The organism is Nocardia sp. NPDC055165, from assembly GCF_053606985.1.
In genome coordinates, this window is the sequence record NZ_JBSGSS010000006.1 from 224,244 (window position 1) to 244,786 (window position 20,543).

The window sequence follows — 20,543 nt, forward strand, 5'->3', positions numbered from 1 at the left end:
CACGCCATCAGTGGTCGAATCGTCGTGCGGCGGTGACGAATCGGGCGATTGCGTCGGGATTTCCCGCCGGATGGGTGTGCAGGTAGGAGGCGTGGACCTGGCGGACCACAGCGCCTTCGGCGACGGAACCCGGTGCGCGCCAACCCCAGGCGGGGTTCTCCGCGCCGGTGCGGACCAGGCGGGTGCGGTGGAATTCGTGGCCTCGCACCCGCGACCCCGCGCGCCACAGCGCCGAGTCGTGCAGCGCGACGGCGTCGCGGTAGCCGAGGGTCAGGCGCGGACCGAATTCGGCGTCGGCGTCGATCACGCCTGCCATCCGATGGCCGTCGAGCGAGCGGGTGAGGTAGAGCAGGCCCGCGCACTCGGCGTGGATCGGCAAGCCACTCGACGCACCGTCGGCCACTGCGGCGCGGAGACGCTCGTTGGCTGACAGCTGCCCCGCGTGCTCCTCCGGAAAACCACCGGGCAGGACCAATCCGGCTGTGCCGTCAGGGAGTTCATCGGTCAGCGGATCGAAAACCACTACCCGGGCACCGGCCGCGACCAGTAGTTCCCGATGCTCGGCATAGCCGAATGTGAAGGCCGGACCGCCCGCCATCGCGATCAACGGATCTCTGCCCGAGACGACGCCGGACCCCGCGGCCGAGGACGCGGATTCCGAGGCGGGATCGACCGAGGTCGGCTGCCGGCGGACCATCGCCGCGTCCGTTGCGTGCGGGTCGTCCGCGCAGTGGCCGTCGGAACTTGTTCCGGCCGTGGCATGTTCAGCGATGGAGGCCAGTTCGACGTGTGGATCCCACGCGGCGCCCAGCACCGACCCGCCTGCCAGGGCCACGATCGCATGCAGGTCCACGTGTGCCGCGACGAGTTCGGTCATTGCGTCGACTGCGGCGGTGGCGGCGGAGCCGTGTTCGACGGCGGGGATGAGGCCGAGATGGCGGGAGGGGACTTCCAGTTCGGCCATGCGGGGCAGCGCGCCGAGAACGGGCAGACCGACACGATCGCAGGCCGCGCGCAAGACCTGTTCGTGGCGTTCGCTGCCGACGCGATTGAGGATCACACCGCCGAGGCGGACCGAGGAGTCGTAGGTGGCGAAGCCGTGCAGGAGCGCGGCGAGACTCTGGGAATGACCGCGTGCGTCGACCACCAGCACCACCAGTGCCCCGAGCAGCCCCGCCACCTGCGCGGTGGAACCCTCGGCGATCGCGTCGCCGCGGTTCTCGTCGATCCGGCCGTCGAACAGGCCCATCACGCCTTCGACGACGGCGATATCGCAGCCCTGCGCGCCGTGGCGATACAGCGGCACCACCCGATCCTCGCCCACCAGAACGGGATCCAGATTGCGCCCCGGCCGCCCGGCCGCGAGCCCGTGGTAGCCGGGGTCGATGTAGTCGGGTCCCACCTTGAACGGTGCCACCCGATGCCCGGCCCGTCGCAGCGCACCGATCAGCCCGGTGGCCAAGGTGGTCTTCCCGCTACCCGATGCCGGGGCCGCGATCACTACTGCGGGAGCACTCACCATTCGATACCGCGTTGGCCCTTGCGACCCGCGTCCATCGGGTGCTTGACCTTCGTCATCTCGGTGACCAGGTCGGCGGCCTCGATCAGGGCCGGGGGCGCGTCGCGACCGGTAATGACCACGTGCTGGTTGCCGGGGCGGTGGGTGAGGGTGTCGACGACCTCGTCGATGTCGACCCAGCCCCATTTGAGCGGGTAGGTGAACTCGTCGAGGACGTAGAAGCGGTGCTGTTCGGCGGCGAGACGGCGGGCGATCTCCTGCCAGCCGGACAGGGCGGCGGCCGCGTGGTCCTCCTCGGTGCCGTGCTTGCGGGTCCAGGACCAGCCTTCGCCCATCTTGTGCCACTCGACCGCGCCACCCGCGCCGGTCTCCTCGTGCAGGGTGCCGAGGGTCCGGAAGGCGGCTTCCTCGCCGACCTTCCATTTCGCGCTCTTCACGAACTGGAAGACCGCCACGTCGAAGCCCTGGTTCCAGGCCCGCAACGCCATCCCGAACGCCGCGGTGGACTTGCCCTTGCCCGGCCCGGTGTGCACGGCGAGCACCGGCTGATTGCGCCGCTGCCGAGTGGTCAGACCGTCTTCGGGGACGGTCTCCGGAACACCTTTGGGCACAGAAACTCCTCTTCTCGACGCACGCGAGGTGCGCGTTCTGCACGACCTCGCGGTCGATATCTGTCGCACGCCGGCGCGCTCGAATGTCGAAGCCCGCTCCGCGACCCGTACCTCTCGGGCCGGCCGCGCGTGCCGGTTCGTCACCCTTTCTATCAGGGTGCGCCCGGCACACTCACAGGGCTCGACCCCTACGCCGGACGGGCTGGAACCTTTACGCCGCTCGAGCGGGCAGACCCGTGGCACGGACCACGTCGGCGACTGTCTCGCCGGTGAGTTCGGTCAAGCGCAGGTAGCGGGCGCGCAGGTCGCGAGCGAGTTCGGCGGCGAGGCCGAGCCGGATCATGCCGCGCTCGCAGTCGATGACCATGGCGGTGTGCCCTTGCGCGGCCAGCAGCTTGGCGGCGGTGCGCGCCCGTGGCAGCGGGTCGGTGCCGCCGGTAGCACGGCCGTCGGTGAGCAGGATCAGCATCGGGCGGCGGCGGGGGTCGCGGACGTGTTCGCGGGCGATCACCTCGCGCGCCTTCTGCAAGCCCGCGGCGAGTGGCGTTTTGCCGCCGGTACGCATCCCGGCCAGGCGGCGGACCGCGATGTCGACCGAGGAGGTGGGCGGCAGAACCAGTTCGGCCGTACTGCCGCGGACGCTGATCACGGCCACCTTGTCGCGGCGCTGATAGGCATCGCGCAGCAGCGTGACAATCGCGCCGGTGACGGCGGTGAGCCGGTCGCGCGCGGCCATCGAGCCGGACGCGTCGACCACGAAAACGACCAGATTGCCTTCTCTACCTTCGCGATACGCGCCGCGCAGGTCCTCGGTTTCCAGGGCGAGTGGGCCGCTGATCCTGCCACGCTCGAATTGCTTCGGCGCGGCCGCGAAGACGGTGCCGAGCAGGTGCAGGCCGGTCGACGGGTCGGCGTCGGGGCGGACCGTACGGCCGGTCCTGGTCCGGGCGCGCGAACGGCGCCCGGGGGCACCTTCGCCGATACCGGGGACCTCCCACCGCGGCGCGGGCTTGCCTGCCGAAGTCGGTGTGCCCGAGAGTTTTTCGGGTCCGGGTCGCGAACCGTTGCCCGCGTTGTCCTGGTTGGAGCTGTCCGAGCGGTCGCCGCCGGAACCGCCGCCGCCCGGTCCGCCACCGTCCGGTCCTCGATCGTCCGGGCCGCCGCCATCAGGGCCGCCGTCATCATCAGGACCATCATCGGGACCCAGGCCGTCCGGACCGCTTTCGCGACCGCTGCCTCGCGACCGCTCGTCCTCGCGGCCACCGGGGTCGACATCATCCGGGTGCGCGCTGTCACCGCCATCGGCGTCGAGCTCGTCCCGGTGGCCGTTCCCCTCGGCACCCGGTCCACGCGAACCGTCGAATTCCTCATCCCCCGAAGCCTTGTCGACCTCGGCGGCCGCGGCGTCCATCGCTTCGTCGAGCTGCTGCTCGCTGATCCCGGGCTCGTCGAACGGATCTCGCCGACGACGGTGCGGCAGCGCGAGTTCCGCCGCGATCCGCACATCGTCCTCGGTGACCCGATCCCGTCCACGCCACGCGGCATGCGCGGTCGCGGTCCGGGCGACGACGAGGTCGGCACGCATCCCGTCGACATCGAACGACGCGCACAGCGCCGCGATCCGGCGCAGCTCCGCATTGTCCAGCACGACCTCGGGCAACCGGTCGCGTGCGGTCAGAATGCGTTCGGCCACCACCTGATCGGCGTCGACATAGCGGGCGGCGAACGCGGCCGGGTCGGCTTCGTAGTCGAGGCGACGGCGCACCACCGCCATCCGCACGTCGACCTCGCGCGAGGCCGCCACATCGACCGTGAGCCCGAACCGGTCGAGCAGCTGCGGGCGCAACTCGCCCTCTTCGGGGTTCATCGTGCCGACCAGCACGAACCGCGCCGGATGCGAGTGCGAGACACCGTCGCGCTCGACGTGCACGCGTCCCATCGCCGCCGCGTCGAGCAGCACGTCCACCAGGTGGTCGTGCAGCAGGTTCACTTCGTCCACGTAGAGCACGCCGTGGTGGGCAGCGGCGAGCAGCCCGGGCCGGAACGCCTGCTCCCCGTCGCGCAGCACCCGCTCGAGATCGAGTGACCCGACGACCCGGTCCTCGGTGGCGCCGACCGGCAACTCCACGAGCCGGGCGGGCCGGGCCCCGGTCTCGTCGACCACGGGCGGCAGCAACTGCGCGAGCGCGCGGACCACGGTCGACTTCGCCGTGCCCTTCTCACCCCGCACCAGCACCCCGCCGATCCCGGGGTGCACGGCCGACAAGATCAACGCCAGCTGCAACCGCTCCTGCCCCACCACAGCGGAGAACGGGAATCCCGCCTCACCCGCCGCACGTGCGGCGGTGTGCGGACCAGCGGCGACATCAGCAAAACCAGGCACGCCCCAACTCTATGCGCGCGCCGTTGCGGGCCCTCCCCCGGGCATCGACGGGCGGTGTACCGCCTCAGCCGCGCCGCATCGGCACGTGCATGATCCCGTCGTCGTCGTATTCGGGCCCGTCGACGGCGAAACCGAACTTCGCGTACATGCCGACCAGGTGCGACTGGGCATCCAGTCGCACAGTGGCCGAGCCGGTTTCGGCCAGTGCGGCCTGCATCAGCCGGGTGGTGTACCCGTGTTTGCGAGCGGACTGCGCGACGCAGACCCGGCCGATGCGATAGCTGGTGACCCCGTTATCGGACTCGTCGAGCAGGCGCAACGTGGCGAGCACGGAACCGTCGTCGAGCCACAGGTGCCGCGTCGTCGCCAGCAGGTCGCGCCCGTCCAGCTCGGGATAGGCGCATTCCTGCTCGACGACGAACACCTCGACGCGCAGGCACAACAACCGGTACAGGGTGGCGGCGTCGAGATCCGCCGCCCACGCCCGTCTCAGTTCGGCGCTCACACCTGGGCGTAGCTCGAGACCTGCTCGTTCGCAGGCGCGGTGTTGCCGTCCAGCTTCAGCGACTTGCTGGTCCAGTCCCACACTTCCTGGAACAGGGCCTGGTTCTCCGACAGCTTCTGGCCGAGGGAGGGGATCATCTGCTGCAGCTGCGGCGTCCAGCCGGTGTACTGCTCCGGGAAGCACCGCTGCATCACGTCGAGCATGGCGGTGACGCAGGTCGACGCACCCGGCGACGCACCGAGCAGACCGGCGATGGAGCCGTCCTGCGCGGAGATGACCGCGGTGCCGAACTCGAGCACGCCACCCACACCCTTGCGGCGGATGACCTGCACGCGCTGACCGGCGGTGATGAGCTCCCAGTCGCGGCCCTGCGCGCGCGGCAGGAACTCCCCGAGTACGCCCACCTTGCCGTTCTGCGACTTGAGCAGCTCTTCGACCAGGTACTTGGTCAGGCCGAGCTCGGTGAGGCCGACGCCGACGAGCGAGCCGATGTTGTTCGGCTTGATCGACTTGAACAGGTCGGCGTTGGAGCCGTCCTTGAGGAACTTGGGGGTCCAGCCGGCATACGGGCCGAACAGCAGGCCCTTCTGGCCGTTGATGACGCGGGTGTCGAGGTGCGGCACCGACATGGGCGGCGCGCCGACGGCGGCCTTGCCGTAGACCTTGGCCTCGTGCGCGGCGATCAGCTCCGGGTTGGTGGAGCGCAGGAACTGGCCGCTGATCGGGAAGCCGCCGAAGCCCTTGGCTTCGGCGATGCCTGCCTTCTGCAGCAGCGGCAGCGCGCCACCACCGGCGCCGACGAACACGAACTTCGCGTTGATGGTGCGCGACTGGTAGGTGCGCAGATTGCGGACGGTGACGTTCCACGACCCGTCGGACTGCTTGTCGAGGTTGCGGACCTCGGTGCCGAAGGCGATCTCGCCGCCGGAGTAGCCGATGTAGGCGAGCAGCTGCTTGGTGAGCGCGCCGAAGTCGATATCGGTGCCGCCGTCGGACCAGTTCAGCGCGATCGGGTCGCTGAAGTCACGGCCCTTGGCCATCAGCGGCAGGCGCGCGGCGAACTCGTCGGGGGTGTCGATGTACTCCATGCCACGGAACAGCGGGTGCGGCGACAGTGCCTCGTAGCGCTTGCGCAGGTAATCGACGTTGTCGGCGCCGTGCACGAAGCTGACGTGCGGGATGGGGTTGATGAAGCCCGCGGGGTCGTCCAGCACGCCTGCGTCGACAGCGGAGGCCCAGAACTGGCGCGAGACCTGGAAGCGCTCGTTGATGTCGACGGCCTTGCTCACGTCGACCGAGCCGTCGGCGTTCTGCGGGCTGTAGTTGAGCTCACACAGCGCCGAGTGGCCGGTGCCCGCGTTGTTCCACGGGTCGCTGCTCTCCGCGGCGGCGGCGTCGAGCCGCTCGAACACCGAGATCGTCCAATCCGGCTGCAGCTGCCGCAGCAGCGCGCCCAGCGTGGCACTCATGATGCCAGCGCCGATGAGAACTACATCGGTCTTTTCACTCTTCGCAGCGTTCGGCACGGGTAGATCGACTTCCTTGTCCTTCTCAGCTACCCACCGGCAGGTGAGTTCGCTTGGCGCGGGCGCTTTGGCGGTGTTCATGCGACTCGCGGTGAATCGCCGGGAGGTAGGTTACCCGTCGTTCACCTGATGCCAATTGTGCACCTCAGCTGAGCACAGTTCTGCAACGGACCTCCCGAATGTGATGAAAAGCAAGCCTGCACGTCACCATGACCGCGCGATAGATTGAGCAGTGTGACGAAAGAAACCCTCGCTGATCGAACCGACGAGCAGTGGCAACCCGATGTTCTCGGCACCGCCTATCAACAGCGGACCCTCCCGCTCGGTATCGACCCCGACGGTGAGGGCGAGGTGGTGGCCACGCTCGTGCGCTATCTGCCCGATGCCACGGCGCCGGCGATCGAGCCGACCGTGCTCTACGTGCACGGGTTCACCGACTACTTCTTCCAGGAGCACCTGGCCGAGCATTTCGCGGCGCGCGGGCACCGGTTCTACGCGCTCGACCTGCGTAAATGCGGGAGGTCGCGGCGAGAAGGACAGAGCGCGCACTACGTGAGCGACCTGGCGCTCTACGACGACGAGCTGACCGAGGCGCTGCGGATCGCGCGCGAGGAGACCGGCAACGATGTGCTGATCGTCGCGCATTCGACCGGTGGCCTGATCGTGCCGCTGTGGCTGGACCGGCTCGAGGCGGCCGGTGGCAGCGCGGCGGCGGGTGTGGCCGGGGTCGTCCTCAACAGTCCCTGGTTCGACCTCCAGGGACCGTCCTTCTACCGCACCGTCGGCACCCCCGTGATCAACGCGGTGGGCCGGTTCCGCGCCTTCGCCCAGTTGCCCGGCGGCGTCAGCACCGCCTACGGCGACAGCCTGCACACCAGCCGCTCGGGTGAGTGGGATTACAACTTGGACTGGAAGCCGCTCAGTGGTGAACCGGTGCGGCTGGGCTGGCTGCGCGCCATCCGCCGGGGACACGCGCGCCTGCACCAGGGCCTGACCATCGGCGTGCCGGCGCTGATCCTGCGTTCGCGGCTCACCAAGTTCGCCCGTGAGCACTCCCCCGCCGTCGACGTGGCCGATGCCGTGCTCGATGTGAAGCAGATCCAGCGCTGGGCGGGTTGTCTGGGCGAGCGCACCTCGATCGTCCCGATCGACGGCGCCCGCCACGACGTGTTCCTGTCCTCGGAAGCCGTGCGCGCCAACGCGTTCCAGGAAACCGACAACTGGCTCGACTGGTTGGCGGCCTACCGCAAGTCCTGATCCGGACACACCGCTCACCAGGCTCTGGCGCGATCAGCGATCCGCGTCAGTGCCTGGTGAGCTCGGCCGCATCTACCAGAGGCTGGTGCGCAAGACGATCTCGGTGGCGAATTCGTGGCCCGCCTCGGTGGCGATGTTGTCGACTTCCAGTGGGACGACCCGGAATTCGCCGTAGACATAGCGGCCGGAGGCGTCGGCGGTGGCGCGGGGCAGGCCCTTGGTGACCAGCATCGTGACGGGCAGTTCCAGCGGCGGACAGGTCGCGTCGGGGACTCGGCCGTCGGCGTCGGGAACCGCCGGGTGCCCGTGGTCGGCGACGACCAGACTCATGAACCGGCCGAACCGGCCCGCGCACACCCGCCACGCCAGCTCCGCGCCCGACCCACGCCCCGCGACGTTGACGTAGGGCAGTTCGAGTTCGTCGAGAATCGCGCGCACACCCGCCGGATCGAGCCCCTCGACAGACTCCACGACGATGGTCTGTAAGTCGGATTCGTGCAGCCGCGTGCACACCTTGTCGAACACGTCGGCAGGGTCGTCCGCATCGGGAAGCAGCAGCACATTGTGCCGCGAAGATGGTCCGTCGACCCGCACCGTCCAGGCCTGGTCACCGACCGTGATCTGCCGAGATTTCATGCCGGGTTACGGTACACGTCCAGCCTGAACAACGCGGCCTGTTCCGCCGCGGCCCGCCGATCCACACACCCCCGTGTACTGGGCTTTCACTGTCCACAACACCCGAATTGCCGAACCTGTCACAACGCCGCGCCCCGGGCTGTGAGGCGAGACGAGCCGCACACCGCCGCGTCCACAGCGCGCCGGGTCACTGGGACGTTCGGATGACCGGGATGCCGGCCGGGGCGCCGCCGCGGATCAGCTGGTCCAGCGCCACGAGGTCGACGTGTTTCTCGATGAGGTCGGCGAGGAGGTCGAGTTGCGCGGATCGGACGGCCGCGACCGAGGTGCCGGGCGCGACGGTGAAGCCGGTGCGTCCGGCGCGGGCGGCCACCTCGGTGAGCCAGGTGCGGCGGAACTCGTCGGACTCGAGGAGCCCGTGGACATGAGTGCCCCAGATCGCTTCTCGCACACTGCCTTCCGGGTCGCCGTCGAGGGTCAGCCAGGCGGGGTCGGCGGTGCGGGTGACGCGGCCGTGATGGATCTCGTAGCCGTGCAGGGGGTCCGTGCCCGCGATGCCCGACACCTGCCGGGCGATCTTGGGGTCCGCGAATTCGATATCGAGGTCGAGGAGACCGAGGCCGTCCACCACGCAGGGCCGCGCAGACCCCGATTCGGGGACGTCGGCCTGACCCGCTGCCGCTGTGTGCTCGACGCCGTCGACGATGCGGGTGCCGAGCATCTGGTAGCCGCCACAGATGCCGAGGACGGGACGGCCTGCGACGGCGCGAGCACGAAGAGCATCGGCGATTCCGTTGGCGCGCAACCAGTTCAGGTCGGAGATGGTCGCCTTGCTGCCGGGAACGATCACGAGGTCGGCGGTGGCCAGCTGATGGGGGCTGTCGGCCCAGCGGACCGAGACGCCGGGTTCGCAGGCGAGAGCCTCGATGTCGGTGGAGTTGGAGATTCGCGGGAGGCGGATGGCGGCCACGGTGAGCCAGTCGGTGCCGTGCGGCGGGCCGGGGCGGCCCACGGGGGCGCCGGAGAGGGTGCCGAGGGAATCTTCGGCATCGAGCCAGAGCTCTTCGGCGAAGGGAAGAACGCCGAGGGTGGGGCGGCCGGTCAGCGCGACCAGCTGGTCGAGGCCGGGTTGCAGCAGGGACACGTCACCGCGGAATTTGTTGATGAGGAAGCCCGCGATGAGCTGCTGATCTTCGGGTTCCAGCACGGCGACGGTGCCGAACAGGTGGGCGAGAACGCCGCCGCGGTCGATGTCGCCCACCACCAGGACCGGAATATCGGCGGCGCGGGCCAAACCCATGTTCGCGAGATCGGTTGCCCTGAGGTTGATTTCGGCCGGTGAGCCCGCCCCCTCACAGATCACTACGTCGAATTCGTCACGTAACGAGGCCAATTCGGCCGCGACGACCTCGCGCAGTTCCTGCCGACGAGTGAAATAGTCACGCGCGCCGACAGTTCCGACAGCGGCGCCGCGAACCACCAGCTGCGAGCGGCGATCGCTACCGGGCTTCAACAGCACCGGGTTGAACCGCACGCTCGGCTCCAGCCCGCAGGCTCGTGCTTGCAGCGCCTGGGCACGCCCGATCTCCCCGCCGTCGAGGGTGACGACCGAGTTGTTCGACATGTTCTGCGCCTTGAACGGCGCCACCCGCACCCCGCGCCGCGCCAGCATCCGGCAGATACCCGCCACCACGACACTCTTCCCGGCGTCGGAGGTGGTACCCGCGATCAACAGCGCGCCGCGCAGGGGCGCGCTCACGGCAGCGTGAGAATTTCCGCGCCCGTGTCGGTGACGACCCAAAGGCGCGAGCCTCGACCTGCGCCGATTCACGGCAAGGTCAGAACTTCCGCACCCGTGTCGGTGACGACCAGTGTGTGCTCGAACTGCGCGGTCCACTTGCGGTCCTGGGTGACCACGGTCCAGCCGTCGTCCCAGATGTCGTAGTCGATGCCGCCGAGATTGATCATCGGCTCGATCGTGAAGGTCATGCCGGGCTCGATCACCGACTCGATGTTGGGCTGGTCGTAGTGCAGCACCACCAGTCCGCTGTGGAAGGTGGGGCCGACGCCGTGGCCGGTGAAGTCGCGCACCACGCCGTAGCCGAAGCGGTTGGCGTAGGCCTCGATGACACGCCCGACCACGTTCAGGGCGCGACCCGGCTTGACCGCCTTGATGGCCCGGTTGGTGGCCTCTTCGGTGCGCTCGACGAGCAGACGCACCTCCTCGTCGACATCGCCGGCCAGGAAGGTCTTGTTGGTGTCGCCGTGCACGCCGTGGATGAAGGCGGTGACGTCGATATTGACGATGTCACCGTCTTCGACCACCGTCGAGTCGGGGATGCCGTGGCAGATGACCTCATTGAGCGAGGTGCAGCAGGATTTGGGAAAACCCTTGTAGCCCAACGTCGACGGGTAGGCGCCGTGGTCGCACATGTACTCGTGGGCGATCCGGTCGAGCTCGTCGGTGGTAACGCCGGGAACCACGGCCTTACCCGCCTCTTCGAGGGCCCGCGCCGCGATCTTGCCGGCGATTCGCATCTTCTCGATGGTCTCGGTGGTCTGTACCCAGGGCTCGTTGCCCTCGTTCGCGGTCTTCTTCCACACGTATTCGGGCCGCTCGATGGAGCGGGGAACTTCCCGGATCGGCGACTGGGTACCGGGAACTAGTGGCTGACGGGTGCGCACGGACATGAGAGCAGTGTATCTATGCGCGCTCGTCGCCGTCGGTCCCAGCCCGTCGGACCACCGGCTCCAAACGGACGATGATGCCTTTCGAGGTCGGCGTGTTGCTGATGTCGGCGACGCTGTCGAGCGGAACCAGCACGTTGGTCTCCGGGTAGTACGCGGCGGCCGACCCACGGCTGGCCGGGTACCCGACGGCGACGAACTTCTCCGCGCGCCGCTCGGTGCCATCGTGCCAGATGCTGACGATGTCGACCACTTCCCCGTCGGCGATCCCCCGCTCGGCCAGGTCGTCGGGGTTGACCATCACCACCCGGCGGGCGTGGTGGATGCCGCGGTAGCGGTCGTTGCTCGCGTAGGGAATGGTGTTCCACTGATCGTGGGACCGCAGTGATTGCAGCACAAGGTATCCCGGCGGCGCGTCGATCATGTCGAAGTCGTTGCGGGTGAACTCGGCCTTCCCGCTCGCGGTGCGGTAGATGCCCTGGTTGACCGGATTGACCAGCAGCATCCCGCCCGGCGCGGTGACCCGCTCGTTGAAGTTCTCGAAGCCGGGTACGACCCGGGAGATACGGTCGCGCACGGTGCTGTAGTCGGCGACGAATTCCTCCCACGGAATCGTGGACTCCGCCCCCAGCGTGCTGCGCGCCAGCCGGGAGATGATCGCGATCTCGCTCAGCAGGTCGGGTGAGGCCGGGTCGAGGCGCCCCCGCGACGTGCGGACCTGACTCATCGAATCCTCGACCGTGTAGAACTGCTCACCCGTGGCCTGGATGTCACGATCGCTGCGACCCAGCGTGGGCAGGATCAGTGCCGTCTCGCCGCAGACCGTGTGGGAGCGGTTGAGTTTGGTGGAGATCTGCACGGTCAGCGAACACTGCCGCAGGGCCGCTTCGGTGACCTCGCTGTCGGGCGTGGCCCGCACGAAATTGCCTGCGACACCGACGAATACCTTCGCCTTGCCGTCGCGCATGGCACGGATGGCACCGACCGCGTCCAGCCCATGAGCCGCGGGCGGGGTGAAACCGAACTCCGTGCCGAGCGCGTCCAGGAACGACTGCGGCATCCGCTCCCAGATGCCCATGGTGCGGTCGCCCTGGACATTGCTGTGCCCGCGCACCGGACACACCCCGGCGCCGGGTCGGCCGAGGTTGCCGCGCAGCAGCAGGAAGTCGACGATCTCGCGGATCGTGGGCACGCCGTGCTTGTGCTGGGTCAAACCCATCGCCCAGCACACGATGACCTTCTTGCTCGCCACCGCCTGCTGGTGCACGGCCTCGATCTCCGCGCGCGTGAGCCCGGTGGCGGTGAGCGCGTGCTCCCAGCTCACCGTCCTGGCATGCTCGGCGAAGGCGTCGAAACCGCTGGTGTGCGCGGCGATGAACGCGTGGTCGAGCACCGTGCCCGGCGCCGCGTCCTCGGCGTCGAGGAGCAGCTTGTTCAGCATCTGGAACAGGGCCAGGTCGCCGCCGGGGCGGATCTTGAGGAAGATATCGGCGATCTCGGTGCCGCGCCCGAGCACCCCGCGCGCCTTCTGCGGGTTCTTGAACCGGATCAGCCCGGCCTCGGGCAGCGGGTTCACCGCCACGATCTTGCCGCCGTTGCGTTTGGTCTCCTCGAGCGCCGACAGCATGCGCGGATGGTTCGTGCCGGGGTTCTGGCCGACGACGAAGACCAGGTCGGCTTCGTAGATGTCGTCGAGGGACACGCTGCCCTTGCCGACACCGATGGTCTGCGCCAACGCGGAACCGCTCGACTCGTGGCACAGGTTCGAGCAGTCGGGCAGGTTGTTGGTGCCATAGGCGCGGGCGAACAGTTGCAGCAGGAACGCGGCCTCGTTGTTGAGCCGCCCCGAGGTGTAGAACAGGGCCTCGTCGGGGCTGTCGAGCCCACACAGTTCGCCGGCCAGCACGCCGAACGCATCGTCCCAGCCGATGGGCTCGTAGTGCGTGGCGCCGGGCCGCTTCACCATCGGCTCGGTGAGCCTGCCCTGCTGGTTGAGCCAGTAGTCCGACATGGTGTCGAGCTCGGCGACCGGATGCTCGGCGAAGAACTGCCGGGTGACGCGGCGGGTGGTGGCCTCGTCGTTGATGTGCTTGGCGCCGTTTTCGCAGTACTCGTTGAGGTGGCGGCGCGTGGGCTCGGGCCACGCGCAGCCGGGACAGTCGAAGCCCTTGGTCTGATTGATGTTGAGCAAGGTGAGCGCGGTGCGGGCCGGGGAGTTCTGCGAGAGCGAGTACTCGATCGCGTGCGCCACCGCGGGAACGCCGACCGCCCAGGTCTTGGGCGGGGTCACGCTCAGATCATCTTCTGGGTCCTCGATCGAGGTCATGTGTCAGCTTCTCTTCAGTTCTGCGGCACCGCGCGGTCGGCATATCTGACAAAAGGCTTCTCACATTGTCCACCCTTGTCAAAGCGGAAAGCCCGATCACCTGATAGATGCCGGTTATCGGGCTTTCCGCCGCGCGCGTGACTCAGTCCTGGGCCGGCTCGAAGACACTGCTGCCGTAGACGTCCTCGGCGGTGAGCGTGATGAGGTCGGACTTGCCCAGTGGCCGGTCGAGCGCGACCAGCCTGCGGGCCTGCCGCAGCCTGCAGCGTTCGATCGCGTTACGCACGCTGCGCGCGTTGGAGAACCGGGGCTGCTCCATGCGCAGCGTGAGGTATTCGGCGAACGCCTTGTGCGCGTCGTCGTCGAAGGCGAATCCTTCCGACTCCACCATCAGTCCGGCGATCTGGGTCAGTTCCGCATGGTCGTAGTCAGCGAACGTGAGATGGTGCGGCACCCGGGAACTCAGGCCCGGATTGGCGGCGAAGAAGGTCGCCATCCGGTCGGGGTAGCCGGCGAAGATCACCACCAGATCACCGCGCTCGTTCTCCATCTCGGTGAGCAGGATCTCGATCACCTCCTGCCCGTAGTCCCGCTCGTTCTCCGGCCGGAACAGGTAGTAGGCCTCGTCGATGAACAGCACTCCCCCGGCCGCGCGGGCGATCGCCTCCTTGGTCTTGGGCGCGGTGTGGCCGATGAACTGGCCGACCAGGTCGTCGCGGGTGACGGTGTGCACGCGCGGGGCCCTGATGTAGTCGAGCGCGTGCAGGATGGCCGCCATCCGCAGCGCGACCGTGGTCTTGCCGGTGCCGGGACCGCCGGTGAAGCTCATGTGCAACGTGGGCCGCGTGGTGGTGAGCCCGAACCGGCGCCGCGCCCGGTCGACCTGGAGCAGCGAGGCGATCTCGCGGACCCGGCGCTTGACCGAGGCCAAGCCGACCAGCTCGGCGTCGAGCGCGGCCAGGGTGTCGCTCACCCTGGCCGCGGCCTCGTCGGCCGAGAGATCGAGCACCTCGTCGTCGCCCAGAATCGCAGGCTCGGGCGTCTGCTCCTCGACTGCCGTGGTCTGCGCCGCGCCGCCTGCCGACGGTCGGTGGAACCCGAATCCCTTTGGTGTATCCATCAGTTCACTCGCCCGCGTACCGATCGCCGGTCGGACGGGCGGTGGCGTAGGACTTCACCGAGTACCGCTGGGTGCGGTCGGGACCCTCGACGCGTTCGAGCAGGAAGCCGGGCTCGTGTGCCGGTCGCTGGACGAGGAACGACATCGCGGTGGACTGCCTGCCCAGGGACGCGTCGTAGGCCAGCAGCCGGATGTAGTGCTGCGGGAAGGTGGCCCGGCAATCGGCGAGCTGGGCGAGCACGCCGTCGGGTTCGGCCAGGTCGAACATCGGCAGCCCCCACATCTCCCAGTAGACGTTGCGTGGGTGCGGGTCGTCGGTGTACTCCAGCGAGACCGGCCAGCCGTGATCGAGGGCGAACTTCACCTGTGCCGCGATCTCGTCGTCGGTGAGGTCGGGCAGGTAGGAGAAGGTTCCGTAGCGCAGTTTCATCGGGTGCTCCTGGTCAGATCGAGGGCACCGGAGTCGCCACCACATCGGGGGCGTCGGTGCTGGTGTAGTCGAAGGTGATGTCGCCCCAGGTGTCCAGGGCGGCCTGCAGCGGGGTGCAGTGCTTGGCGGCCCTGCGCAGCACGTCGGGTCCTTCGATCAGCAGATCGCGACCTTCGTTGCGCGCCTTGACCATTGCCTCGAGCGCCACCCGGTTGGCCTCGGCGCCCGCGGCGATGCCGTACGGGTGCCCGATGGTGCCGCCGCCGAACTGCAGGATCACGTCGTCGCCGAAAAGGTCGAGGAGCTGGTGCATCTGGCCCGCGTGGATGCCGCCGGAAGCCACCGGCATCACGCCGGGCATCGAGATCCAGTCCTGATCGAAGAAGATGCCGTTCCCGAGATTGCGGGGAACGTTGTTGTCGCGCAACGTGTCGTAGAAGCCACGGGTGGTGGCCGGGTCGCCCTCGAGCTTGCCGACGACGGTGCCCGCGTGTACGTGGTCGACACCCATCAGCCGCGACCATTTCGCGATCACCCGGAAGCTCACGCCGTGCGTCTTCTGCCGCGTGTAGGTGGAGTGCCCGGCCCGGTGCAGGTGCAGCAGCAGGCCGTTCTCGCGGGCCCAGTGCGCCATCGACTGGATGGCGGTGTAGCCGATAGTGAGGTCGATCATCACCACCACGCTGCCGAGCTCCTTGGCGAGGTTCGCCCGCCGGTACATCTCCTCCATCGTGCCCGCGGTGACATTGAGGTAATGGCCCTTGATCTCGCCGGTTTCGGCCATCGCCCGGTTCACCCCCTCCATCGCGTAGAGGAAGCGGTCACGCCAGCGCATGAAGGGCTGGGAGTTGATGTTCTCGTCGTCCTTGGTGAAGTCGAGGCCGCCGCGACAGGCCTCGTAGACCACGCGCCCGTAGTTGCGGGCCGACAGGCCCAGCTTGGGCTTGATGGTGGCGCCGAGCAGCGGGCGGCCGTACTTGTTGAGCATCTCCCGTTCCATGACGATGCCGTGGGCGGGGCCCTGGAAGGTCTTGGTGTAGGCGACGGGGATGCGCATGTCCTCCAGGCGCAGCGCCTTGAGCGGCTTGAAACCGAAGACGTTGCCGATGATCGAGGAGGTCAGGTTCGCGATGGAGCCTTCCTCGAAGAGGTCGATGTCGTAGGCGATGTAGGCGAAGTACTCACCTGGCCTGCCCGGAACCTCGTCGACCTGGTACGCCTTGGCCTGGTAGTGGCTGTTGGCGGTGAGCCGGTCGGTCCACACGACAGTCCAGGTGGCGGTGGACGATTCGCCCGCGACGGCGGCCGCGGCCTCGATCGGGTCGACGCCGTCCTGGGGGGTGACCCGGAATACGGCGAGCACGTCGGTGTCCTTGGGGATGTAATCGGGGTTCCAGTAACCCATTCCGGCATAACTCTGTACACCCGGATCCCAACGCTCTTTGGTCGCCGCGCCGTCGTTGTCGATCGTCGTCATCGCCGTTCCTTTCGGGTCACGCCTATGAAGCACTTTCAGTGTGTGGGCGCGACTGTTCAGCGACAATGGAATGTTTCCTGTGCACTGTTAAGACATAATTGAACGATGTTCGCCAGCCCCGACCTGCCCGCGGCCGCTACCTGGGGTCGGCTGCGCACCTTCCTCGCCGTGTACGAAACCGGGAGTGTGCGTGCCGCCGCGCAGACGTTGCATGTGACGCCGCCGGCGGTGTCGGCCGCGCTCGCCGCACTCGAAGACGCGCTGGGCACAACGCTTTTCGGTAAGTCGGGCCGGGGCATCGTGGCCACGGATTCGGGCGAGATCTTCGCCGTTTACGTGCGCAAGCTGCTCGGGCTGCTCGCGGAGGCGGCCGGGGCGGTGCACGACGCCGATCGCGGACGGGTGCGCATCGGCGCGGTCGCGACGGCCAGTGAGTACGTGCTGCCTGCACTGATGGCCACCTTCGCCCAAGCCCATCCGCACGTGGAACTGTCGCTGTCGGTGCTGACGCGCGGCGAGCTGTTCGCCCGCGCCGCCGACCACGTCTTCGATATCGCCCTGGCCGGTCGACCGCCGCGGGGCTCCGGGCTGGTCACCGCCGCCCAGCGGGCCAACCGGCTGGTGCTGGTCGGGCGGCCCGGGCTGGTCGACGATCCGCTCACCACGCCCTGGCTGCTCACCGGGATCGGCTCCGGCACCCGCGACACCACGCTGTCGTTGCTGAGCCGATTACAGGCCGCGCCACCGCTGCTCACCCTCGGTACCTCGGGCGCCGCCGTGGCCGCGGCACGCGAGGGGCTCGGCGTCACGCTCGTGCACGAGGAGGCCGCGCGCGAGCAACTCGCCTCGGGAGAACTGGTCTCCTACAGCGTGCCGGGCACCCCTCTCGACCGGCCGTGGCACGTCTGCACAACCCAGGAACCGACCGCGGCGACCCGACTGTTCGTGGCGCACCTGTGCGATCCGGAGCAGGTGAGCGCGGCCGCATTTCACACCCGTCCTCGCCCGAAGGGGTGAGGACGGCGGCGACCGGATGCTCGCATGCTGGTCGTCATGACGACACTCCCCGCCACCGCCCTCGCCGACGTCGCCCAGCAGCTGACCAGCGGCGGCCGCGGCATTCTCGCCGCCGACGAGTCGATCAAGACCATGTCGTCGCGCCTGGAACAGGAAGGGGTTCCCGCGAGCGCGACCGCCCGGCGCGACTACCGCGAACTGCTGCTCACCGCCGACGGTCTGCCGGAATGGATCAGCGGAATCATCCTGTGCGACGAGACCTTCGGCCAGGATCTCGCCGATGGGCGCCCGTTCCCGATCGCGGCGCGCGAACTCGGCGTCCTGCCCGGCATCAAGGTCGACACCGGCACCACCGCGCTCCCCGGCCAGGGCGGTGCGCTGATCACCGAGGGGCTCGACGGGCTCGGCGCACGGCTGGCCTCCTATGCCGATCGAGGGGCGGCGTTCGCCAAGTGGCGGGCGGTGTTCGACGTGCATACCATCACTCCCTACTCCGCCGCCGCCAACGGGCACGCGCTGGCCCGCTATGCCGCGCTGTGTCAGCAGCACGGCATCGTCCCCATCGTCGAGCCCGAGGTGCTGTGCACCGGCGACCACGACCTCGAGGCCTCGGCGAAGGCGACTCGCCTGGCCCTGAGCGCGGTGTTCGCCGAACTCGTCGACGCCGCGGTGGATCTCACCGGCATCGTGCTCAAGCCCAACTTCGTCACCCCCGGTCTGGACGCCGCGGCTGTCCCGCCCGCCGACGTCGCGGCCGCGACCTTCGCCGTGCTGCGCGAGCTGGTGCCCGCCGAGGTGGCGGGCATCGCGTTCCTGTCCGGTGGACATCCCACCTCGCGGGTGTGTGCTTTTCTGAGCGAGCTCGCCGCCGTCGACGAGCGGCCGTGGCCTGTGACATTCTCCTTCGGGCGCGCGCTCGTGAGCGCGGCCCTGCACACTTGGGGTGGAACGAACTCCGAAGTTCCCGCAGCACACCGTGTTCTGCTCCAGAACTGCCGCAACGCCTCTGCTGCCGCCGAGCACACCGCGTAAGCGGGTCCGCTCGGCAGCCGTCCTGAGCGCGGTGGCAACGCGCAGCAGCGGCGCTACCCCTCGGGCACCGCTGCTGCGTTCGTTGGCCGGTGCCCGCCGCTACTTCAGCGGTAGTTCCACCAGCACCGTGGTTCCGCGTCCCCGCATCGATTCCACGCGCAGCGAGGCTTCGATCAGGGCACAGCGTTCCGCGATCGAGCTCAGGCCGAAATGTTGTTCGCCGTCGGCGTCGGCGGCGCGATGGGCACGCTGCGCTGCCGGGTCGAAACCCGCACCGTCGTCGGAACATCCGAAGATCACCGAGTCGCCGACCCGGCGCAGGGAGAGCACGATCCGTTGCGCATCAGCGTGTTTCACCGCGTTCGCGAGCGCTTCCTGGGCGATCCGGTACAGGGTGGCGGCGGCGTGGTCGGGGATGTCGTCGATGGCGGCGGCGTGATCGACGAGGAATTCGATCGTCGGCGGGCCTTCGCCACTCACCGTGCGCACCAGCGATTCGATCGCGGCGACCAGGCCGAGGTCGTCGAGGACGAGACTGTGCAGGCCCGAGATCGCCGCCCTGGTCGCGTTGTAGGCGAAATCGGCCAGCTCGCGCGCGCTGACGAGTTCGGCGCGGGCCCTGGCGAGATCGCGCAGGCTGGCTCCGTCGGTGACGTCGACGTGGGCGGCGAGTTCGGAGACGGTGAGATCGGCGGCGGACAGGTGAAACGACATCGAGGCCAGGGCGGTGGTGACGCCGTCGTGCAGATCGAAGGCGATGCGCCTGCGTTCGGCCTCCTGAGCGGTGATCGCCTGCTCGACCAGGCGGTCGCGCTCGGTGCGCTGCCGGTTGACGGTGCGGAACAGCCGCTGCGCGTGCAACCACAGGCCGAGCACACCCGCGTACTGCTGCGCGACGTCGAGGTCGTGCTGCCCGAACGGGTCACGGGGACGGCGGTGCACGGCGAGCACGCCGACCACATCGCCTTCCAGCCCCGGCAGCGGCAGACACATCCGCGCGACCGTCTGCTGCGGATCCAGACGTAGAAGTCTGCGGTGCAGGGCATTACGTGGCGAGTCGTTGTCGAGTAGCACCGGCGTACGAGTGCGGGCCACCAACCCGGTCACCCCGAATCCGACCTGCAACCGCAACGAACCCGCCGAGGGATGCGAAGGCCACAGATCAACGATGCTCAGATCCTGGCCGTCGACGGCGTAGAGCAGCACGCCTTCGGCGCCGAGCAGTGGCGCCAGCTCCGCCGCCGTGGGCACCGCGCCGCTCGCGAAGCTCACCGGAACAGCCCCTCCCGCAACGCGACCGCGATCGCTCCGCTGCGATCGGACACCCCCAGCTTGCGATACAGCCCGCGAATATGGGTTTTCACGGTGTCCTCGCTGACCACCAGCTTGCTCGCGACCGCGCGATTGGAGTGGCCGGAGACCAACAGCCCCAGCACTTCCGACTCACGCTGGGTCAGTCCGAGGTGCGCGCCGGACCAGAACTGGCCCGCGCTGAGCCGGGCCGCGGCCAGCGCCACCCGACCGGCCAGTGCGGCGTCGACCACCGTCTCGCCTTCGCGGACGCGGCACAGCTGGGCGACCAGTTCGCGCCCGTCGACCCGCTTGAGAATGTAGCCCGACGCCCCGACGCGCAGCGCCTGGTACAGGTAGTGCTCGTCGTCGTAGACGGTCAGCAACACGACCTTGGTCTCGGGATATTGCAGGGTGATCTGACGGCACAGATCCAAGCCACTGGCCTTGCCGATGCGAACATCGCACAGGACGATATCGGGCCGATGTTCGGCGACCATCCGCAGCGCGGCGGTTTCGGTGGTGGACTGGCCGACGATCATCACGTCGTCGGGAAAGTGTCCGAGCATGGCGTCGAGCCCGTGCAGCACCATTTCGTGATCGTCGACGAGCACAAGCTTCAACGGGGTCGGAGGTAACTCCGGCATCACTCCACCCTACGGCGAGCGGCAGCGCGGCTACGGGCATTGACGAGATCTCACCCGGGCCGCCACCCCCGAGGGGGAG

Annotated in this window: 17 protein-coding genes; 3 read left to right on the forward strand and 14 right to left on the reverse strand. The window is 68.7% G+C overall.

The features are described 5' to 3' along the window. Positions 1-7: 7 nt before the first annotated feature. The 5 genes from ACWFRF_RS14965 to mqo all read right to left on the reverse strand — a co-directional run bounded on the left by ACWFRF_RS14965 (position 8) and on the right by mqo (position 6,625). Positions 8-1,522 carry a cobyrinate a,c-diamide synthase gene (locus ACWFRF_RS14965; RefSeq protein WP_452450393.1) on the reverse strand — a complete coding sequence of 505 codons (1,515 nt, stop codon included), beginning with the start codon at positions 1,520-1,522 and terminating at the stop codon, positions 8-10. Further along, entirely contained in the window at positions 1,516-2,130 is a 615-nt protein-coding gene (cobO, locus tag ACWFRF_RS14970; protein ID WP_378626475.1) for a cob(I)yrinic acid a,c-diamide adenosyltransferase, read from the reverse strand. Before cobO ends, ACWFRF_RS14965 begins: the two co-directional genes overlap by 7 nt. A 211-nt stretch (positions 2,131-2,341) precedes the next feature. Next, positions 2,342-4,432 carry a magnesium chelatase subunit D family protein gene (locus ACWFRF_RS14975; protein WP_452450613.1) on the reverse strand — a complete coding sequence of 697 codons (2,091 nt, stop codon included), beginning with the start codon at positions 4,430-4,432 and terminating at the stop codon, positions 2,342-2,344. A 145-nt stretch (positions 4,433-4,577) separates the two neighbouring features. Further along, the gene (locus tag ACWFRF_RS14980; RefSeq protein ID WP_379312017.1) at positions 4,578-5,018 is read right to left on the reverse strand and encodes a GNAT family N-acetyltransferase; all 441 of its coding nucleotides are present in this window, start codon (positions 5,016-5,018) and stop codon (positions 4,578-4,580) included. Further along, a complete protein-coding gene (mqo, locus tag ACWFRF_RS14985) occupies positions 5,015-6,625 on the reverse strand; it encodes a malate dehydrogenase (quinone) (RefSeq protein ID WP_379312016.1) in 1,611 nt (536 codons plus the stop codon). Before mqo ends, ACWFRF_RS14980 begins: the two co-directional genes overlap by 4 nt. A gap of 153 nt (positions 6,626-6,778) precedes the next feature. Here mqo and ACWFRF_RS14990 point away from each other — a divergent pair, with 153 nt between their 5' ends. Then, positions 6,779-7,801: an alpha/beta hydrolase gene (locus ACWFRF_RS14990; RefSeq protein ID WP_378992287.1), complete on the forward strand. Its 1,023-nt coding sequence runs from the start codon at positions 6,779-6,781 to the stop codon at positions 7,799-7,801. A gap of 72 nt (positions 7,802-7,873) precedes the next feature. Here the strand turns inward: ACWFRF_RS14990 and ACWFRF_RS14995 are convergent, their stop codons facing one another. The 7 genes from ACWFRF_RS14995 to ACWFRF_RS15025 all read right to left on the reverse strand — a co-directional run bounded on the left by ACWFRF_RS14995 (position 7,874) and on the right by ACWFRF_RS15025 (position 16,478). Continuing rightward, positions 7,874-8,437: a glycosyltransferase family protein gene (locus ACWFRF_RS14995; protein ID WP_378626468.1), complete on the reverse strand. Its 564-nt coding sequence runs from the start codon at positions 8,435-8,437 to the stop codon at positions 7,874-7,876. Between the two features lie 187 nt (positions 8,438-8,624). After that, positions 8,625-10,196 (reverse strand): cobyric acid synthase, encoded by a 1,572-nt coding sequence (locus ACWFRF_RS15000; protein WP_379312015.1) that lies wholly within the window; start codon positions 10,194-10,196, stop codon positions 8,625-8,627. 68 nt (positions 10,197-10,264) lie between these two features. Beyond that, positions 10,265-11,128 carry a type I methionyl aminopeptidase gene (map, locus tag ACWFRF_RS15005; protein ID WP_378992285.1) on the reverse strand — a complete coding sequence of 288 codons (864 nt, stop codon included), beginning with the start codon at positions 11,126-11,128 and terminating at the stop codon, positions 10,265-10,267. Positions 11,129-11,141: 13 nt separating this feature from the next. Further along, entirely contained in the window at positions 11,142-13,451 is a 2,310-nt protein-coding gene (locus ACWFRF_RS15010) for an FdhF/YdeP family oxidoreductase (RefSeq protein WP_452450398.1), read from the reverse strand. A 142-nt stretch (positions 13,452-13,593) separates the two neighbouring features. Next, positions 13,594-14,571 carry an AAA family ATPase gene (locus tag ACWFRF_RS15015; protein WP_378992281.1) on the reverse strand — a complete coding sequence of 326 codons (978 nt, stop codon included), beginning with the start codon at positions 14,569-14,571 and terminating at the stop codon, positions 13,594-13,596. Between the two features lie 4 nt (positions 14,572-14,575). Further along, positions 14,576-15,001 carry a ribulose bisphosphate carboxylase small subunit gene (locus tag ACWFRF_RS15020; protein ID WP_378992280.1) on the reverse strand — a complete coding sequence of 142 codons (426 nt, stop codon included), beginning with the start codon at positions 14,999-15,001 and terminating at the stop codon, positions 14,576-14,578. Between the two features lie 13 nt (positions 15,002-15,014). Then, on the reverse strand, positions 15,015-16,478 hold the full coding sequence (locus tag ACWFRF_RS15025) for a form I ribulose bisphosphate carboxylase large subunit (protein ID WP_452450401.1): 1,464 nt from the start codon (positions 16,476-16,478) through the stop codon (positions 15,015-15,017). Between the two features lie 105 nt (positions 16,479-16,583). Here ACWFRF_RS15025 and ACWFRF_RS15030 point away from each other — a divergent pair, with 105 nt between their 5' ends. Both ACWFRF_RS15030 and ACWFRF_RS15035 read left to right on the forward strand, forming a co-directional pair. Further along, the gene (locus ACWFRF_RS15030; RefSeq protein ID WP_452450402.1) at positions 16,584-17,495 is read left to right on the forward strand and encodes a LysR family transcriptional regulator; all 912 of its coding nucleotides are present in this window, start codon (positions 16,584-16,586) and stop codon (positions 17,493-17,495) included. 36 nt (positions 17,496-17,531) lie between these two features. Beyond that, entirely contained in the window at positions 17,532-18,527 is a 996-nt protein-coding gene (locus ACWFRF_RS15035; protein ID WP_452450404.1) for a class I fructose-bisphosphate aldolase, read from the forward strand. A 99-nt stretch (positions 18,528-18,626) separates the two neighbouring features. Here the strand turns inward: ACWFRF_RS15035 and ACWFRF_RS15040 are convergent, their stop codons facing one another. Both ACWFRF_RS15040 and ACWFRF_RS15045 read right to left on the reverse strand, forming a co-directional pair. Continuing rightward, the gene (locus tag ACWFRF_RS15040) at positions 18,627-19,799 is read right to left on the reverse strand and encodes a GAF domain-containing sensor histidine kinase (RefSeq protein WP_449968561.1); all 1,173 of its coding nucleotides are present in this window, start codon (positions 19,797-19,799) and stop codon (positions 18,627-18,629) included. After that, complete coding sequence (locus tag ACWFRF_RS15045) at positions 19,796-20,464, reverse strand: response regulator (RefSeq protein WP_452450406.1); 669 nt, start codon at positions 20,462-20,464, stop codon at positions 19,796-19,798. Before ACWFRF_RS15045 ends, ACWFRF_RS15040 begins: the two co-directional genes overlap by 4 nt. Positions 20,465-20,543 lie beyond the last annotated feature (79 nt).

Coding starts and splice junctions, on each gene's coding strand:
- ACWFRF_RS14965 (WP_452450393.1), bottom strand. CDS start 1,522: ATGGTGAGTGCTCCCGCAGTAGTGATCGCGGCCCCGGCATCGGGTAGC.
- mqo (WP_379312016.1), bottom strand. CDS start 6,625: ATGAACACCGCCAAAGCGCCCGCGCCAAGCGAACTCACCTGCCGGTGG.
- ACWFRF_RS14995 (WP_378626468.1), bottom strand. CDS start 8,437: ATGAAATCTCGGCAGATCACGGTCGGTGACCAGGCCTGGACGGTGCGG.
- map (WP_378992285.1), bottom strand. CDS start 11,128: ATGTCCGTGCGCACCCGTCAGCCACTAGTTCCCGGTACCCAGTCGCCG.
- ACWFRF_RS15010 (WP_452450398.1), bottom strand. CDS start 13,451: ATGACCTCGATCGAGGACCCAGAAGATGATCTGAGCGTGACCCCGCCC.
- ACWFRF_RS15015 (WP_378992281.1), bottom strand. CDS start 14,571: ATGGATACACCAAAGGGATTCGGGTTCCACCGACCGTCGGCAGGCGGC.
- ACWFRF_RS15020 (WP_378992280.1), bottom strand. CDS start 15,001: ATGAAACTGCGCTACGGAACCTTCTCCTACCTGCCCGACCTCACCGAC.
- ACWFRF_RS15025 (WP_452450401.1), bottom strand. CDS start 16,478: ATGACGACGATCGACAACGACGGCGCGGCGACCAAAGAGCGTTGGGAT.
- ACWFRF_RS15030 (WP_452450402.1), top strand. CDS start 16,584: ATGTTCGCCAGCCCCGACCTGCCCGCGGCCGCTACCTGGGGTCGGCTG.
- ACWFRF_RS15035 (WP_452450404.1), top strand. CDS start 17,532: ATGACGACACTCCCCGCCACCGCCCTCGCCGACGTCGCCCAGCAGCTG.
- ACWFRF_RS15045 (WP_452450406.1), bottom strand. CDS start 20,464: ATGCCGGAGTTACCTCCGACCCCGTTGAAGCTTGTGCTCGTCGACGAT.